Origin of the sequence: Aerococcus sanguinicola, from assembly GCF_008726925.1 — a bacterium.
Lineage (GTDB): Bacteria > Bacillota > Bacilli > Lactobacillales > Aerococcaceae > Aerococcus.
In genome coordinates this window covers 424,012-440,784 of sequence record NZ_VYWO01000001.1, presented here as the reverse complement: position 1 = coordinate 440,784, position 16,773 = coordinate 424,012, and the positions used below count along the sequence as shown (strand labels likewise).

At 44.6% G+C, this 16,773-nt stretch carries 20 protein-coding genes; 13 read left to right on the top strand and 7 right to left on the bottom strand.

The annotated features are described in order from the left end of the window. Positions 1–97: 97 nt before the first annotated feature. From F6I03_RS02205 to comGA, 7 genes are read right to left on the bottom strand one after another with little or no spacing between them, the layout of a single operon-like run. Positions 98–892 (bottom strand): hypothetical protein, encoded by a 795-nt coding sequence (locus F6I03_RS02205; protein WP_070431767.1) that lies wholly within the window; start codon positions 890–892, stop codon positions 98–100. Next, the gene (comGF, locus tag F6I03_RS02200) at positions 873–1,376 is read right to left on the bottom strand and encodes a competence type IV pilus minor pilin ComGF (RefSeq protein ID WP_070431766.1); all 504 of its coding nucleotides are present in this window, start codon (positions 1,374–1,376) and stop codon (positions 873–875) included. Before comGF ends, F6I03_RS02205 begins: the two co-directional genes overlap by 20 nt. Further along, entirely contained in the window at positions 1,330–1,629 is a 300-nt protein-coding gene (locus F6I03_RS02195) for a hypothetical protein (protein ID WP_070431765.1), read from the bottom strand. Before F6I03_RS02195 ends, comGF begins: the two co-directional genes overlap by 47 nt. After that, complete coding sequence (locus F6I03_RS02190) at positions 1,607–2,041, bottom strand: type II secretion system protein (protein ID WP_070431764.1); 435 nt, start codon at positions 2,039–2,041, stop codon at positions 1,607–1,609. The genes F6I03_RS02195 and F6I03_RS02190 overlap by 23 nt, the downstream gene beginning before the upstream one ends. Then, on the bottom strand, positions 2,025–2,333 hold the full coding sequence (gene comGC / locus F6I03_RS02185) for a competence type IV pilus major pilin ComGC (RefSeq protein ID WP_070431763.1): 309 nt from the start codon (positions 2,331–2,333) through the stop codon (positions 2,025–2,027). Before comGC ends, F6I03_RS02190 begins: the two co-directional genes overlap by 17 nt. Beyond that, the gene (comGB, locus tag F6I03_RS02180; protein ID WP_150983044.1) at positions 2,330–3,412 is read right to left on the bottom strand and encodes a competence type IV pilus assembly protein ComGB; all 1,083 of its coding nucleotides are present in this window, start codon (positions 3,410–3,412) and stop codon (positions 2,330–2,332) included. Before comGB ends, comGC begins: the two co-directional genes overlap by 4 nt. Next, a complete protein-coding gene (comGA, locus tag F6I03_RS02175; RefSeq protein ID WP_070431761.1) occupies positions 3,354–4,379 on the bottom strand; it encodes a competence type IV pilus ATPase ComGA in 1,026 nt (341 codons plus the stop codon). Before comGA ends, comGB begins: the two co-directional genes overlap by 59 nt. Positions 4,380–4,540: 161 nt before the next feature. Between comGA and F6I03_RS02170 the strand changes: the two genes are divergently transcribed. The 13 genes from F6I03_RS02170 to F6I03_RS09955 all read left to right on the top strand — a co-directional run bounded on the left by F6I03_RS02170 (position 4,541) and on the right by F6I03_RS09955 (position 16,751). Continuing rightward, positions 4,541–5,620 carry a M24 family metallopeptidase gene (locus F6I03_RS02170; RefSeq protein ID WP_070431760.1) on the top strand — a complete coding sequence of 360 codons (1,080 nt, stop codon included), beginning with the start codon at positions 4,541–4,543 and terminating at the stop codon, positions 5,618–5,620. A 79-nt stretch (positions 5,621–5,699) separates the two neighbouring features. Continuing rightward, entirely contained in the window at positions 5,700–6,257 is a 558-nt protein-coding gene (efp, locus tag F6I03_RS02165) for an elongation factor P (RefSeq protein ID WP_070431759.1), read from the top strand. A 30-nt stretch (positions 6,258–6,287) separates the two neighbouring features. Next, positions 6,288–6,647 (top strand): Asp23/Gls24 family envelope stress response protein, encoded by a 360-nt coding sequence (locus tag F6I03_RS02160; protein WP_070431758.1) that lies wholly within the window; start codon positions 6,288–6,290, stop codon positions 6,645–6,647. A gap of 22 nt (positions 6,648–6,669) precedes the next feature. Further along, entirely contained in the window at positions 6,670–7,230 is a 561-nt protein-coding gene (gene nusB / locus F6I03_RS02155; RefSeq protein ID WP_083290645.1) for a transcription antitermination factor NusB, read from the top strand. Positions 7,231–7,306: 76 nt separating this feature from the next. Next, positions 7,307–8,152 carry a bifunctional 5,10-methylenetetrahydrofolate dehydrogenase/5,10-methenyltetrahydrofolate cyclohydrolase gene (locus F6I03_RS02150; protein WP_070431757.1) on the top strand — a complete coding sequence of 282 codons (846 nt, stop codon included), beginning with the start codon at positions 7,307–7,309 and terminating at the stop codon, positions 8,150–8,152. Further along, positions 8,152–9,528 carry an exodeoxyribonuclease VII large subunit gene (xseA, locus tag F6I03_RS02145; protein ID WP_070431756.1) on the top strand — a complete coding sequence of 459 codons (1,377 nt, stop codon included), beginning with the start codon at positions 8,152–8,154 and terminating at the stop codon, positions 9,526–9,528. Before F6I03_RS02150 ends, xseA begins: the two co-directional genes overlap by 1 nt. Before the next feature lies 1 nt (position 9,529). Next, complete coding sequence (locus F6I03_RS02140) at positions 9,530–9,760, top strand: exodeoxyribonuclease VII small subunit (protein WP_070431755.1); 231 nt, start codon at positions 9,530–9,532, stop codon at positions 9,758–9,760. A gap of 7 nt (positions 9,761–9,767) precedes the next feature. Beyond that, positions 9,768–10,640 (top strand): polyprenyl synthetase family protein, encoded by an 873-nt coding sequence (locus F6I03_RS02135; RefSeq protein ID WP_070431754.1) that lies wholly within the window; start codon positions 9,768–9,770, stop codon positions 10,638–10,640. 18 nt (positions 10,641–10,658) lie between these two features. Continuing rightward, positions 10,659–11,477: a TlyA family RNA methyltransferase gene (locus tag F6I03_RS02130; protein ID WP_070431753.1), complete on the top strand. Its 819-nt coding sequence runs from the start codon at positions 10,659–10,661 to the stop codon at positions 11,475–11,477. A gap of 32 nt (positions 11,478–11,509) precedes the next feature. After that, positions 11,510–13,225, top strand: a complete 1,716-nt coding sequence (recN, locus tag F6I03_RS02125; RefSeq protein ID WP_070431752.1) for a DNA repair protein RecN — start codon at positions 11,510–11,512, stop codon at positions 13,223–13,225. Continuing rightward, positions 13,222–14,166, top strand: a complete 945-nt coding sequence (gene miaA / locus F6I03_RS02120) for a tRNA (adenosine(37)-N6)-dimethylallyltransferase MiaA (protein ID WP_070431751.1) — start codon at positions 13,222–13,224, stop codon at positions 14,164–14,166. Before recN ends, miaA begins: the two co-directional genes overlap by 4 nt. 28 nt (positions 14,167–14,194) lie before the next feature. Next, entirely contained in the window at positions 14,195–15,415 is a 1,221-nt protein-coding gene (gene hflX, locus F6I03_RS02115; RefSeq protein ID WP_070431750.1) for a GTPase HflX, read from the top strand. Between the two features lie 148 nt (positions 15,416–15,563). Next, complete coding sequence (locus tag F6I03_RS09955; protein ID WP_284886249.1) at positions 15,564–16,751, top strand: cobalamin-independent methionine synthase II family protein; 1,188 nt, start codon at positions 15,564–15,566, stop codon at positions 16,749–16,751. The last annotated feature ends 22 nt before the right edge of the window (positions 16,752–16,773 follow it).

Below are 16,773 nucleotides of genomic sequence, written 5' to 3'. Positions count from 1 at the left end.
TTATCCTAAAGAAAAAGAGCTAGCGCTTGCTAGCTCTTTGCCTGTGGTATGCTTGGCTGACCAGAAGGCAGATAATTGAGTCAAAGACGGGGTTCACTTAGTAGCTGAACTGATAGGTCTCGTCATTCTTATAGAGGATGACCCGACAATGCTTAGCTTTCTCTTCTTGTCTGAGTTCTACTTCTCCTAAGTTAAAGCGATACATAACCGCTTCCTTATCTAACTTGTCGAGCTGACTGAGCATTTTTTTCAGCTCTGCTTTCTTTGCCCGGGCCTCTTTTAAGTCTTTTTTGACTTGGTTGATGTCTTTTTCACTAGCTAGCTTCTCTTGCTTCCATTGCTCTTCTAGAGCCTGGACTTCCTTACGCTCATGTTCGATACTTTGGACGAGATCATCGTGGCTGGCTAGCCAATCCGACTCTTCTTCAGTATCTATAGGAGAAGAGTTGTCCTCTTCATCAACTATGTCTCTATCATAGGCTATCGCGCTGAAATAAGCAAATTCCATCTCCAATTCCTGCAATTCCTCGTTTAAAGCTTCGATTTTGTTTTCTTTTTCAAGCTGCGCCTCTTCAAATTGGTCTTCTTTATTATTTTTTTCTTTCTCCAAGTCTCTTATATTTTCTTTTAGTTTGTCTATTCGCTTTGACTCTTCTTCTAGGAGCTCTTGCGTATTTTCTTTTTCTTCGCGCCACTTGTCGGTCTGGGCTTCTTGGAAGCTTATGGCGAGAAGTGCTAAACTTTCTGCCTTTAATCCTTCTTCCATAGTTACCAAATTTTCAAGCTTGGCTTGGTAGAGCTGGAGATTGATATGATAGAGGAGAAGGATAGAGAAGAAACAGGTCAGACTAGTTAAGAAGATGGAGGCTCTTTTATTGACTGTCCGCTTCATCAGAGCTTCCTCCCCTAAAGTATAGCCGACTTTGATAGCTTTTCCCATTAGTGAAAGTGACTTGGATTTGAATGCTTTGTGGGCCGAGCCGTTGGCAGTTAAAATCTTGGACCTCCATAAGTTGGGGTTGGTGGCCTTGACGGTTAACACGCAAGCGGATCATTTGGCTAACAGCATTCTGATAATATTCATAGCGGTAAAAACGCCCATCTGGCAGACGAAAGCTGAAGGCCCGGTCCCGGCATGCGACCAGTTCTCCCTGGTAGCTCTGCCTTTGGACCTTAATCAGGAAAAAGGTCCAATCATCTACAAAGTTGGACTGCAAGCTATTGAAATAAGTCAATTCTTGGTCTATGATCGCAGTGAAAGCATGGAGGAGGAGGGAAAAGCAGAAGAGGCTTAGGCAAGCTTCTAGGAGGGTAAAAGCTTGGCGCGATCTAGTGGGCTTCTTTGGACAAGAGTTGAATATAGACGCTTTCTTCATAGCCAAGCTCCTCTCCCAAGTTATAACCCTCTTCCCTTAACTGCTCAAGCCAGTTTGGGTCCTGACTTAGGCTTTGAAGACTTTGAAAATGATATTCTGCGAACTCAACTTGCTCTTGTGCACGATGAAGCTGTTCAAGCTGAAGCTGTGTTGAAGTGACTAGATAATGGACTAATAAACTGAGCAGAAAAAGCGAAGCGGCTGCTTCAACTAATAAGTAAGCTCGTTGATTAGTCGAATTCTCGAATAACATACTGACTCCCTCCCATCTGAATACTCACCCGAATATGACCTTGGGGATGTATGAAGTAAAGGCTAGTGGGTGCAAGCTGGGTTTGGTAACCGTCCATCATGAAATAAGCTGGTCGATTTAGCTTAAGCCCGCCCTCCAATTTGAAACTTTTAATCGGCAGGCTTTGGGCCGAGTCCTGATAGAAGCTGACCTGGTCTGCCATGGCGACCAGTATAATCCGCTCACCGTTTAAGTAGGCCCGTTTATAGCAGCGGTCGTAGTAAGACATGATGCTTTGGATTTGACTCCTGGCGTGGAACTCATGGCGCTTTGCTTGAAGGCCATGCCAAGCAGCTAGGCTAATGACAGCGACTACCAATAAAGTCAGGGCCATTTCGACCAGGGTAAAGGCAGATTTAGCGTTGGATTTCATTGAGGCGGTCAGCCTGTTCCTGGCTGAGATAACCGGTTTCAACCAATTCCTGGATGCCGTTAGCCTCTCGGCCTTCATTGGTTAGGAAGAGGGAAGATTGGGTTTCATAGGTCGTGAGCAAGGCTTCATCCCCTTGGCTGCGAATATTGTCCCTTTGCTGGGCAATATTAGGGATAATCAGTAATAAAAGGACAGCAATAACGAAGAGCACAATTACCATTTCTAGGAGCGTAAAACCGCGCCGATCGCTGGTCTTAAGCCGTTTTAGATAGTTTTTGAATGTGTGTCTCATAGGTGTAAACCTCCTAATAAATTGAGCATGGGGAGCATAAGGCTGAGATAGACTAAAAGGATTAAAAGGGCGACAAAAACAAATAAGAGATTTTTAGCTATTTGGATAGCTTGCTGACTCTTTTCGAAGAATTCTTTAAGGCAACCTTGGCTATAAAGCCGCATCTTGACTGCCAATTGATTCAGGTATTCTCCTTGCAGGACGATAGCAGGAAATTCTCTGGTAAAGATCCCTGCTCGCCTTAAAATATCATTCGTCGCCCGACCCTCTTCCAAATGCTTGGCCATAAAATTACCGAAACTTTTAAGAAAATTTGATTCATTTTGTTTTTGAAAGCTGTGGATAATTTCCTGAATTGAAAAGCCAAGAGAAAATAACTGGCTGAATTCATAAGCAAAGAAATAGGTATAGTAAAGACGAAAATATTGACCGATAAAAGGGAAGCTAACAAATATTTGCGCGCGTTTAAGGGCAGTTAATTTTTTTAAGTATAGATAGCTAGCCATGGTCACTAAACTAAGAACTAATCCCGTATAAAGAAGGACGAGGGGCAGGTTCTCTAGAAAAAAATGGAGAAAAAGGACGAAGGGAGACGCTTGGCCTAGGCTCATATCTTGGATTTGAGGGAGGAGGAAGGAGCGGATGACAAAGAGCATGCCTAGGATGAGAAAAACTAAGAAAATCGGATAAGTTAAGGTTTGACGGATGCGCTTAGTATTCTCTTCTCTTAATTTCAGATAGTTAGAAACTTCCATCAACTTCTCCGCAAAGGCGCCATGGCCTTCAGCAATCTTAATTTGAAAGCGTTGATTGCCGTGAAGCTTTAGATGTAAGCAAGCTTCAGCAAAACTTTTTCCCAAGAGAATATCTTCCTCCATAGCCTGAAAAGTAGCGGCTTGTTTAGGATAGACAATACTCAAAAAGGGCAGGGTGTCTTGTAAGGAGAAGCCTTCCTGTAACATCTCTGAAATGTAGCTAAGGACATTAGCTTGGAGCTGGCTAGTCCACGCTGAAGTGATTTCATAGTGGAGAATTTTCTTCCAGGTAATATTCTTCGAAAGTGCTTTGGCTGATGACATGGTGATCAAGGGCCTCCTTTAATTTATGGTTCAGGGTGGTCATGGTCGGAGGAACTTGGCCGTGAATAGCGACGGAAGAAATAGCTTGGCCAGTCATCCATTCGATTAAACAGATGCGGTCATTATGACCTGAGTAGTCTTTTAAGCAAGGAAGTAAACGTTGGGAAGAGACAAGGAGCAGGGTTTGAATCAATTGCTCATTACTGATCCCTAATTCCTTTAAACGTCCGATAACACCCAGGCAATTTTTGGCATGGATAGTAGCTAGAACTAAGTGACCAGTTAAGGCTGCACGAATGGTCATCCGAGCAGTCTGACTGTCGCGAATTTCCCCAATCAGCAAAATATCGGGATGGTGGCGTAAACTCGCCTTGATGAGTTGGTCATAGTCTACCCCAGCAGCTCGATTAATCTGCGTTTGGAGAAAGCGATCATCCTTAATTTCGACCGGGTCTTCCATGGTAATGACAGACCGGCGCTTTTTTTCATAGCTTTCTCGTAAAAGTTCATACATGGTCGTGGTTTTTCCTGAACTTACCGGACCGGAGAAGATGATGAGTCCGCTTTGCTTTTGCATGGCTTTTGATAGTGCATGATAGCTAGCAGGGTCTAGCCCTTTAAGAAAAGCGTGATCCCTCTTTTGGGAGTAGAGCAGGCGGATCACTAAGGATTCCTCTAGGCGGTAATTGGCAATCGTCGAGAGTCTTAATTCAAGCTGTCCCTGGCGATCTTGGTAAACGAAGCTACCATCTTGGGGGATACGGCGCTCGCCGGTATCCATATTACTGCGGTATTTCAAAAAACGGATGAGCCGCAGTCCTTTTTCATTGGATAGTGTCATCACTTCTTCGATGCCCGCAATTGTTCGTAAGAGGACCTGGTAGTGGTCCCTCTGAGGAAAAATTTGGATGTCTTCTGACTGAACGTCGCGGGCTAAGGCAATCACCTCTTCAAATAAATTTTCCATAAGAAACTCCTTTCATTTTTATCGGTCATAGATATATAAACGGTGAGCCTCATAAATTCACTAAGTCATATAAAAAAAGTAAAAGAACGATTCGATTTTTTGTCGAGGAATGATCTATGTTATAATGAGCCTATAGATGTTTTAGAGAAGAAGGTGTCTTAATGGAGAGACGAATTAATCAATTACAAGACTTACTAAAAAGTGAAGGCATCCCCGCCCTCTATGTCAGCAATCCTTATAATATCCGTTATCTTAGCGGTTTTACGGGGACCTCAGCTAAAGTTCTCGTCAGCCAAGAGAAGGCCTATATTATCACAGATTTTCGCTACCGAGAGCAGGCTGAGAAGCAGTGCCAAGGCTTAGAAGTGGTGGTGGCGGGAGGATCAGCTAGTCAAGATTCCCCGCTTGCCTTTATTCAACGCACCCTCAGCCAAGCTTGCTATGACAAGCTAGCCTTTGAAGATGAGGATGTCTCTGTGGCAGCTTATATGGCCTTAGATGAAGCTTTGGATGTTGAACTTATTCCATTTTCAGGGGCCATTGAAGTCTTAAGACAATTTAAAGATGATGAAGAAATTGCCCTGATTGAAAAAGCTTGTGACATTGCTGTTGAAACTTATGATTTTATGCTGAATACGGTCAAAGCAGGCATGACTGAAATTGAACTGGCAAATGCCATTGACTTTCATATGCGCAGCTTAGGAGCTTCAGGCGTTTCCTTTGAAACGATTGTGGCTTCGGGCTTACGGTCAGCCATGCCACATGGTGTTGCTAGCCATAAAGTCATTGAACAAGGGGACTTAATCACGGTGGACTATGGCTGTTACTACCAAGGTTATTGTTCCGACATGACTCGGACCTTTGCCTTAGGGGACCCAGGTGATAAGTTGAAAGAAATTTATGCCATTGTCCAAGAAGCTAACCGCCGGGTGAGTGAGGTAGCGCGTCCTGGTCTAACTGGGCAGGAATTAGATGCTGTTGCCAGGGACTATATCCGTCAAGCAGGTTATGGTGAGGCATTTGGTCACTCCTTAGGGCATAGTTTTGGCTTAGAAATTCATGAAGCACCTAATGCGAGTCCGTCTTATGATGAAGAACTTCAGGCCGGACAATTGATTACCAATGAGCCCGGTATTTACCTCGAAGGAATCGGTGGTGTTCGGATTGAAGATGACCTGCTCCTAACTAAAGATGGCAACCGTATCCTGACCCCAGCCTCTCGCGAATTAATAATTCTCTAATAAAATAGGGATATTTGTTCGCTAGTTAGCTTTTATATGATAAGATTAATAATAAAGTATTTGAATTGGAGGACGAGTAATGATTACAACTAATGATTTTAAAAACGGCTTAACAATTAAAGATGGCGATACGCTCTACCGTATTGTTGACTTCCAACACGTCAAGCCAGGTAAGGGGAGCGCCTTCGTTCGCTCAAAATTAAAAAACCTACGGACAGGTGCCTTATTGGATAAAACTTGGCGTGCTGGCGAAAAGGTTGAAACAGCTCATATCGATAACAATGCCATGCAATATCTTTACGCTTCTGGCGACATGCATGTCTTCATGGATAATCAGACTTTTGAACAGATTGAAATTCCAAGCGAACAGATTGAAGATGAATTGAAATATTTGTTAGAAAATATGGAAGTTCAAGTGACCTCCTATGAAGGAGAAATCTTAGGCGTCAGCCTACCAACGACTGTGGAATTAGAAGTGAAGCAAACAGAACCTGGTATCAAAGGGGACACAGCTTCTGGTGGTAGCAAGCCAGCTACTATGGAAACAGGGCTTGTGGTTAATGTGCCTTTCTTTGTCAATGAGGGTGATCATCTGATTATCAATACCAATGACGGAGAATACGTATCACGCGCTTAAGCTTGTTAAAGAAAGTGGGGAAATGAGAACATGGCAGAACGTACTGGAATGGTGACAGCTGAAGACCAAGCGTGTCTCGGTTCTTTCAACATCGCACCGAAAGTTATCGAAGACATCGCAAGTCAAGCATGCAGAGACTTTAAAGAAGTCAGCTTGCTTTCTTCCTGGCGTGCTAATTTTAATGACTGGATGAACCGTGACCAGGCGGTACTTCTCTATCAAAATGAGGACCAGGAAATCTTTTTAGAAATTGCTCTTTCCTTAAAATATGGTGTGAATGTGCCGGAAACCATGACCCGCTTGCAGCAGCACGTATTCGAAGAAGTTTATTTTATGACAGATGTGCAACTTGACGCTATCAATATTAAAGTTACCGAGCTCACGATTTAGGATAGGGTCAGAAGGTTAAAGGATGAATAAAGGAATGAAATTAGGCACTTCACAAATTCGAGAAATTGCTCTCTTAGTTCTCTACCAACAAGCCTTAAATCCCGACTTATCAGCAGAAGATTGTATGACCTTTGTCTTGGCAAATGCCGATCAATTAAAACAGGTTACCAAGTATGAAGAAGTTGATGAAGAAGGACTGGAAGCGCTCAAGGATAAGGAACAGTTTTTCGAAAACAAGCAACAAAGTCCAGCCAAAAGGAAAGATTTTGGCTCGGTTAGTTTTGAAGAGGGAGATGAACTCCCACCCTATCTTCGACAGTTAGTCTCTGGCGTCTTAGCCAACCAAGAAGCGATTGATGCTAAGCTAGACCAGTGTATCTCTGGTAAATGGTCAGTCAATCGTCTTGAAAAGATTAATTTAGCTATTTTGCGTTTAGCTATCTATGAAATGTTCTATGTTGCAGAAGACCGGGTTCCTAAGGTGGTAGCTGTTAATGAAGCCATTGAGCTTGCTAAGCGCTACTCCGATGACCGGTCCCGACGTTTTATCAATGGTGTGTTGTCAAATACAATGGAAAAATAAAAATGACCTTGAGGATTAATTCAATCACTGGCAAGTCTCAGACTGCTTTTAAAACAAAAGAAATGAGGAACGGAAAATGATTGAAATTTATTCCAAAGATTATGTCGCAGAACAAAAAGCAAAAATGGCTGATCGCGTTGAGACCTTAAAGAAAAAGGGGATCCAGCCATCGATGACGACCTTCTTGGTCCAAGGCCGGTCCGCTAATGCGCAATATGCCAAGGTAAAGGGACGTTTTGCGGAAAGCATTGGTGTGGACTACCATTTGGTGGAATTGGATGCTGATACGACAACTGAAGATCTTATTCAAGCAATCGAAGAGAAGAATCAAGATCCAAATACGCATGGGATTATGATTGAAATGCCTCTACCTGAAACAATTGATGAAAGGCAGATTCGCATTGCGATTGATCCGGATAAAGATGTCGACGCCCTCCATCCTATCCATTTAGGAAATTTATTGCAGCAACGTCCTTCGACCATTCCCAACACCCCATTAGCTGCAATGAAGCTAATGGAATTGGCGGATACCGAATTTAAGGGGAAAGACTGTGTAGTTATTGGAAATAGTGCCGTTGTAGGCCGTCCACTAGCTGAACTTTTAGAACAGAAGGAAGCGACTGTGACGCTCTGTCATATCTTTACTAAGGACACCGCTAAATTTACGCGCCAAGCAGATATTGTTTGCTCGGCAACAGGAGTCCCTCATTTAGTAACCGAGGATATGATTAAAGAAGGCGCTACAGTTGTTGATATTGGAACGACTTATACAGAAGAGGGCAAGCTCCTTGGTGACGTCGATTATGAAAATGTCGCCCCCAAAACCCGTGCCATTACGCCTGTGCCAGGGGGAGTGGGGCCAGTCACTCAAGTGATGCTCTTTGACCAAATGATTACTAGATTAGAAAAAGAGGCGGATTAATGACGCAAAGTAAATACTTGACGGTGAGCCAGCTGACCCAATATATTAAAGCAAAATTCACACGGGACCCTTACTTAGAGACAGTCTACCTGACAGGTGAAATTTCAGGCTATCGATCGCGGGGAAAGGCAAGCAATCAGTATTTCAGCATAAAAGATGATAATGCGCTGATCTCGGCTGTGATTTTTCGCGGCCGATTTCAGCGTATTCCTTTTGATTTGGAAGAAGGGATGAAAGTCCTAGTAAAGGGGCGGGTCGGCCTTTATGAAAAGCAAGGCTCCTATCAACTTTATGTGGACGATATCCAACCTGATGGCATTGGCTCATTTTATATTGCCTACCAACAATTGAAAGAAAAATTAAGTAAGGAAGGACTCTTTAATTTTGAACGCAAGCCGATTCCTACTTATCCAAAAAAAATTGCGGTAGTAACTTCTCCTACCGGTTCTGTGGTTCGTGACATCATTACGACTGTACGCCGTCGCTATCCTATTGTTGAAATTGTGGTTTATCCGACGGTCGTCCAGGGCGATCGAGCCAAAGCGAGTATTATCAAAAATCTTCAACGTGCTGACCAAAGCGGTGCCTATGATGTGATTATTGTAGGCAGGGGGGGCGGTTCGATTGAAGACTTATGGTGCTTCAATGAGGAGGAAGTTGCTCGGACGATTGCTGCCTGCCGGACGCCTGTTATTTCTTCTGTTGGCCACGAAACGGATTATAGTCTGGCCGATGAAGTTGCTGACCGTCGTGCACCGACTCCCACAGCAGCAGCTGAACTGGCAACGCCGGTGCTCTTGGCTGACCTTATCTTTCGAATTCAGGAGCTTCGCAAGGGTCTCTATACCGTCCAAGGCCAGCGCTTGAAGTATTACAGGCAGCGCTTGGCTAATAGTCAACAATCCTACATCTTTACCCAGCCACAGAAGCTTTATGATGGCTACCGGATGAAGTTATTGGGATTAGAAGGGGACCTGCAAGAAAATATCCGACAAGCGCTTCACTCAAAGAAAGACCAAGTGAGGCGTTTGGAGGAAGTATTGGCTAAGTACAATCCACGCTACCAACTCTTGCAGGGCAAACACCTCTACCAGCAGGCCAACCAGCAGTTAAGGCAAGCTTACGCTGACCAAGTCAAAAAGAAGGGACAGGACTTGCACCAATTGATGACTCAATTAGACCTCCTGTCTCCTCTCAAGCGTTTGTCAGGAGGTTATGCCTATCTGAGTAAGCAAGGACACCATGTGCGAAGCGTTCAGGAAGTTAAGACAGGTGACCAGTTAGAAGTCCAATTATTGGATGGTCGCATCTATGCCCAAGTTGAAGGAACAGAAAGCAGCCCTTTATTGAAGAAAGACGATAAAAAGGAGGACTAGAATGGCGGTTGATTTAGAGAATTTAAGCTTTGAACAAGCAATGGCGAAATTGGAAGAAATCGTGGCGAAATTGCAGAATGGCGACATTCCTCTGGCTGAATCCATGACTTATTTTCAGGATGGTATGGCCTTAAGCAAATACTGCAACGACAGCTTACAAGAAGCTGAGGAAACCATGGTGAAATTGATGAATGATAATAATGAACTTGAAGACTTTGACAAGCAGGAGTAGAAATGAAATGAATTTAAAAGATTTTAGTCAGGCTTATGCCGAAGACTTTGAGGAGGCCTTACTGGCGGAATTTCCTGACCAGGAGGCGACCAGTATTCATCCCAGCATCCGTTACAGTTTGACCAATGGTGGCAAAAGACTCCGTCCTTTCTTTATTCTGGCGACTGTCCAAGCTTTTGGTCAAGATCCCAAGCGGGCTTTTAGCCTAGCTAAGGCAATTGAATACATCCATTGCTACTCCCTTATCCACGATGACTTACCAGCCATGGATGACGATGACTATCGGCGGGGAAAACCAAGCAACCACAAGGCTTTTGATGAAGCGACAGCTATCCTTGCAGGAGATGCCCTACAAGCTAAAGCTTTCGAGGTGGTTAGCCGAGATAGTGGTTTAGCTGCTGAAAGCCGGGTGTTTTTGATTAAAAAACTGGCCCAGGCAGCGGGTGATCGGGGGATGGTAGCTGGTCAAATGAAAGATATTGCCTATGAAGGGCAGTCAGTCAGCTTGTCTCAGTTGCAAAGCTTGTATGATGAGAAAACAGGGGCCTTAATCCGTTTTAGCCTCCAAGCTCCACTTGAATTGCTGGAAGTTAATGACCAAGTTAAAGAAGAGATGGCGAACTTCGCCCAATCCTATGCCTTAGCTTTCCAAATTCAAAATGACCTCCAAGAAGTCTTATGGACAGATGAGGCTCGCGGTAAACACTCACATTCCGATCAGAACTTGGAAAAGAATACCTATCCGGCGCTATTGGGCTTAGATGCCGCCAAAGAGGCCTTGGCAGCGGAAGTTAAGCGGTGTGAGGATAGTTTGAGTCGTTTAGAAGGAGTCATGGATACGCAGCTAATCCGAGATTTTCTGGATTATTTGAAGCTTTAAGTAAGAGGAGATAAGAAGATGGGCAAAGAACGTGTAGATGTCCTAGTCGTCCGTCAAGGCCTGGCTAATTCTAGAGAGAAGGCCAAGCGCTACATTATGGCAGGACAAATTTATAATGAAAAACATGAGCGCCTGGATAAGCCGGGAGAGAAGATAGCAGATAGTTCGATATTAGAATTAAAAGGCGAAGACATGCCTTATGTCTCACGAGGTGGGCTGAAATTAGTCAAAGCCCGGGATTGTTTTGGGATTGACTTCAAGGATTTGATCCTCCTAGATATTGGGTCATCGACAGGGGGCTTTACGGATGTCGCCTTGCAATCGGGAGCTAAACAATCCTATGCCCTGGATGTAGGCACTAATCAATTGGATTGGAAGCTGCGGTCTGATGACCGGGTCATCGTCATGGAACAGACGAATTTTAGGCATGCTAAGCCAGAAGATTTTGACCAGGGCCAACCTGATCTAGCAAGCATTGACGTATCTTTCATCTCGCTCGCCTTGATCTTACCACCCTTGGTTCCTATCCTTAAAGAGAGTGGGCGTGTTATTGCCTTGATTAAACCGCAATTTGAAGCTGGGCGTGACCAAGTGGGAAAGAAAGGGATTGTTAGAGATCCCAAGGTGCACTTGGAAGTTTTGGAGCGAAGCTTTGAAATGGCTCAAGGATTGGGTTATGATATCCTCAATCTGACCTATTCCCCGATTACGGGTGGATCAGGTAATATTGAATTTCTTGCTTTGCTTGAGAATAGTCGACGAAGTCAGGGTAAGAACCTACTAGAGCTATCTGTAGAGGAGGTCGTCCAGGCGGCCCATGAGCACTTTCATGCTTAGATCTTAGTCGGAAGGGAGAGGAAGATGACATCATGCTACAGCATCTCACCATTCGCAATTTCGCGATTATTGAAGAATTAGAGATTGACTTTGAAGAAGGGATGACCGTCCTAACGGGAGAGACAGGGGCTGGTAAATCAATTATTATTGATGCAGTAGGCCTCCTGATTGGGGGCCGAGGAGCCTCGGACTTTATCCGCTACCATAGTGATGCCTTCTTCTTATCGGGAATCTTCTTTATGCCGGACTTGGCCGAAGAGGCGCGCCACTTGCTGGAGGAATTGAAGATTCCTTTTGAAGATTCCCAATTGCTGATCAGCCGGGAGATGCACCGGTCGGGTAAGAATGTAATCCGTGTCAATGGTGTTTCATTGACTGTCGCCTTGTTGAAGCAGATTGGTAGCTATTTAGTGGATATCCACGGTCAAAATGAACACCAAACTTTAATGGATGCTAGCCGTCATATTGACTTTTTAGACCACTTTGCGAGTCAAGCTATCCAGAAAGATCTAACGGCTTACCAGGAAGAATACCAGCACTATCAAGAACTCCAAAATGAATTCGACCAACTCTCTTTAAATGAACAAGAACTCGCTCAACGCTTAGACTTGCTTCGTTTTCAAATCTCAGAAATTGATGCCAGCCAGTTGACGGTGGGTGAAGACCAAGCCTTAGAAGAAGAAAGGGAAGAGCTTCAAAATTATCAAAAAATTGCCGAAGTCTTACAATTTGTCGCGGCTGGCCTTTCCTATGAAGAGCTGAATGTCCTTGACCAAGTCGGACAAATGTCAGGCGAATTAGCGCGCTTAGCTGGAATGAACCAGCAATTTGACCAATTTATTGAGCAGATGGATGCCGCTTACTATGGCTTACAAGACTTATCTTCAGATATCCACCATTACATGGAAGACATGGTCTATGACCAAGACCGGCTCAACCATATAGAGGAGAGGCTCAATGCCATTCAGAAACTAAAGCGTAAGTATGGGCAGACGATTGAAGACATTCTAGCTTACGCTGACCAGGCCCGAAGTGAACTGGAAAGGCTAGACCATCAGGAAAGCCACCAAGAAGAACTGGAAGTCAAGCTCCAAGCCTCTAAAGATCGCCTGCTCGAGTTAGGCCATAGCCTGCACGAAGAAAGAAGTCAAGCCGCTAAAGAACTGGAACAAGTGATTATGGACCAGATGAAAGAGCTCTATATGGCTAAGGCCAAATTCAAGGTGCAAATTGATCTATCCAACCGCTTCTACCAAGATGGGATGGACCGTGTAGAATTTTATATTACGACCAACCCTGGAGAACCCTTTAAAGCCTTGACCAAGGTGGCCTCTGGGGGCGAGCTGTCACGCTTAATGTTAGCCATGAAAGCTGTCTTCCAAGAGGCAAAGGGCGTGACTTCCATCGTCTTTGACGAAGTTGATACAGGCGTCAGTGGTCGCGTAGCGCAGGCCATTGCAGAAAAAATGTATCAAATTTCCTTAGGTGCCCAGGTTCTCTGTATTAGCCACCTTGCCCAGGTAGCTGCTATGGCCGACCAGCAACTCTATATCCATAAGGCAGAGAAAGATGGTCGAACGCTCACTCAAGTCAAAGACCTCAACCGGGAAGAACGGATCGAAGAATTAGCCCGCATTTTGGCGGGGGAACAGATAACAGAAAGTTCGCGCCTAGCTGCAGAAGACCAGCTTGACCAAGCCTCTAAAGATCGCAAAACTATGCATGACAGTTATGAGGAGAGACTATGACCAAAGAAAAACTTATCGTCATTTGTGGGCCAACCGGTGTTGGAAAAACAGCATTAAGTTTGGATCTCGCTCAAAAATTTTCTGGTGAGGTGGTTAATGGGGACTCCATGCAGGTTTACCGCCATTTAGATATTGGAACAGCAAAAATTACGCCAGCTGAGCGAGGCGATATCCCCCACCATCTCTTTGATTTAAAGGAAGTCTATGAAGACTATAGCGTGGCTGATTTCAAGCGGGATGCAAGCACTGCTATCGCCAAGATCCATGAAAGGGGTCAGCTGCCTATCCTAGTAGGGGGGACGGGACTCTACCTGGAAGCTCTCCTCTATGACTTTGATTTAGGGGCAGAAGTTGACGATCACCCAGAATTTAGAGAAGAAATGGCCGCCTATGCAGCGCAATACGGAGCCTTGGCTCTCCATCGAAAATTACAGGACGTGGACCCTAATGCAGCTGAAACAATCCATCCCAATAACCAGCGGCGGGTGATCCGAGCGCTTGAAGTTTGCCGGTTTTCCTCAGGTAAATTTTCTGACCAAAAGCAAGCCCAAGACCATGACAGTCCCTATGACCTCTTGCTTATTGCCCTGGTTAGGGACCGGCAAAAACTCTATGAACAGATCAACCAACGTGTCCTTGAAATGGTCAAGCAGGGGCTCTTAGACGAAGCCAAGTGGCTTTACCAACAAGGCTTGCCAGAAGATGCCCAAGCAATGAAGGCTATTGCCTATAAGGAATTATTCCCTTATTTAAGAGGGGAGGAGGGGCTTGAGGACGGCATTCAACGCTTGCAAAAAAATACCCGTCATTATGCCAAAAGACAGCTGACTTGGATCCGCCATCGCTTACCGGAAGCTGAGATTTACGATCTTGTGGACGATCCTCAAAAGACAAACTATCAGCGTTTGCAAGAAGCAGTTAAAGCTTTCTTGCAAAGTTAAGAGTGACTAAAAGAGAAAGGAAGCTTGTATGCAAGAAGTCATTGCCGTATTATTAGAAGATAAGTCAGAGCCTGCTCGCGATTTTCAGATGCGGTTGGAAGAATGTCAAGAATTGATCAAAACGGCAGGTGGCAAACTCGTTGCGACCTTGACCCAGGCTCGTGAACAGCCTGATCCTAGAACTTATATTGGTCAAGGGAAGTTGCAGGAGTTGAAATCTTTAGCAGAGACCCTATCTGCTGATCTCATTATTTTTTATGATGCTTTGAGCCCTTCCCAAGTTCGAAACATCGAGTCTGCTTTGGATTGGCCGGTGATTGACCGCGTCCAGCTGATTTTGGATATCTTTACCCTGCGTGCCCATTCCAAGGAGGCTAAGCTTCAAGTCGCTCTTGTTCAGAATGAATACCTCCTTCCCCGCCTGGCCGGTCAGGGCTTAGCTCTCTCGCGTTTGGCCGGGGGGATCGGAACTAGGGGGCCAGGGGAGAGCCAGTTAGAGCGCGACCGCCGAACCCTCCGTGATGCGATTAGTCGGATTAAGAAGCAGTTGAAAGAAGCGGAGAAGCACCGGGAAGTTAGCCGGGAGCGGCGGACGACTAGCAGTCAATTTAAGATTGGTCTAGTTGGCTATACTAATGCGGGCAAGTCTACCATCTTGAATGGCTTGACCCAAGCTGAAACTTACGAAGAAGACCAACTCTTCGCCACTTTGAGCCCTCTGACCCGGAGCTTTACTTTAGAGAATGGCTTCCAGATGACCTTAACGGACACGGTGGGTTTTATCCAAGACTTGCCTCCTATGGTCATTGATGCCTTCCATTCAACTTTGGAAGAGAGTCGAGATGTTGATCTTCTATTGATTGTGATTGATGCGTCTTCAGCTCATGCCCAAGCGCAAGAGAAGACTGTCTGCCAGCTTTTAGAGGACTTGGACATGCTCCAAATTCCACATTTATTTGTTTATAATAAGATGGACCAAGTTGAGAGAACAGACTGGCTTAATCCGTCGTCGCCTAATGTGGCGATTTCTGCGCGGTCTCCCCAGGGTCTGCTTAAGTTAGAGGAAAGTATTGTTGAACGTTTGCGCTCAATCTATGATTATTTTGAACTTAAAATTCCTAGCCAGAATGCCTCTTACTTTCTGGGAAATGCCGATCGGATATATATTGAATTATTTGATTATGACGAGGTCTCCAATGACTATTTGATCAAGGGGTATAAGCGTCCCCACACCCATTTGAATCCCTAAGAAATGAGCGGCTTAAATACAAGGCTTTGGTTTGGAATAAATGCCCAAGGAGAAATAAATTCAAGCCGGCATATCTTGCACTTTATAGCAGTCAATGCTATCCTGAGTACAGCATAAGGAGTAGTTTTGAGAAGAGGAGTTATTAGACATGAAAGGAAAATTTAAAGCCTTTTCCACTTCACTGATGGGTTCCTGGCCGCGCAGTGAAGAATTATTGGAAGCAAGCCAGGCTTATCGCCAGAAAAAAATATCTGCGGAAGATTATTTTTCTTTAGTTAATCAAGAGACAGAAAAATTAGTCAGAGCCCAAGAGGCTGCTGGAATTGATGTGATTACTAATGGGGAACTAGCCCGGGATAACTATATCTCTTTTGTCGCAGATAAGGTTGATGGCATTGATTTGATGTCTGTTGAGGAAGTTATGGCCTTAACAAATGAAGATGATAAAGACCAATTACAAAGCAGCTTAGAAGAAAGAGATGTCCATAATACGGGAATGAATAATCCTATCTGTACTGGTAAAATAGTGACAGATGTCAAGTTAGATACGGATGAAATGCACGCTCTAAGGCAGATGACCAAGCAAGCCTTGAAAGCTACCTTACCCAGCCCTTATTTATTAACCCGGTCATTGTGGTTGGAAGGGGTCTCGGATAAAGCTTATGCTAGTCGTGAAGACCTGGGACAGGATGTTTTGACCCTTATCTTAAATGAGACGAAACGTTTGATTGATATGGGAATAGAGGTTATTCAAATTGACGACCCGATTCTTGCAGAGGTTGTCTTGTCTGAGGACATGAAACGGGGCTTTTACTGAGGGGTCTTGTCAGAGAAAGTCAAGTTTGACGAAGAATTAAAATTTGCCCAGTCCTTAATTAAACCTGTTTTGGACCTTATTCGATCTAGCCAAAGCTTAAGCATGTTGCATGTCTGCCGGGGTAATTATACGCGCGATGAGTCCGGCTTACTAGAAGGCTCTTACGCTCCCTTATCTGACTTTTTTGAAGCAGTGGCTCCTGATATGTTGACTTTAGAATTTTCAACGCCAAGAGCTGGGGAATTAAAGGATCTTTTCCGGAATGAACACTTAGCTGACCATGTGATGTTAGGACTTGGTGTGGTCAACCCAAGAACGGATGAGATTGAGAGCGTCGATAGTATTGTTGCACGTGTTGAAGAAGCCTTAGCTTATTTACCTGCTGAGCGCATTTGGTTAAACCCTGATTGTGGTTTCGCTACCTTCTCTAATCGCCCAATGAACCAGGACCAAGTGATTGAAAAGAAGATGCAAGCGCTTGCCCAAGCTAGCCAGGTGCTAAGGGACAAATACGCTTAGTTAGAAGCAGTGAAGATAAAAT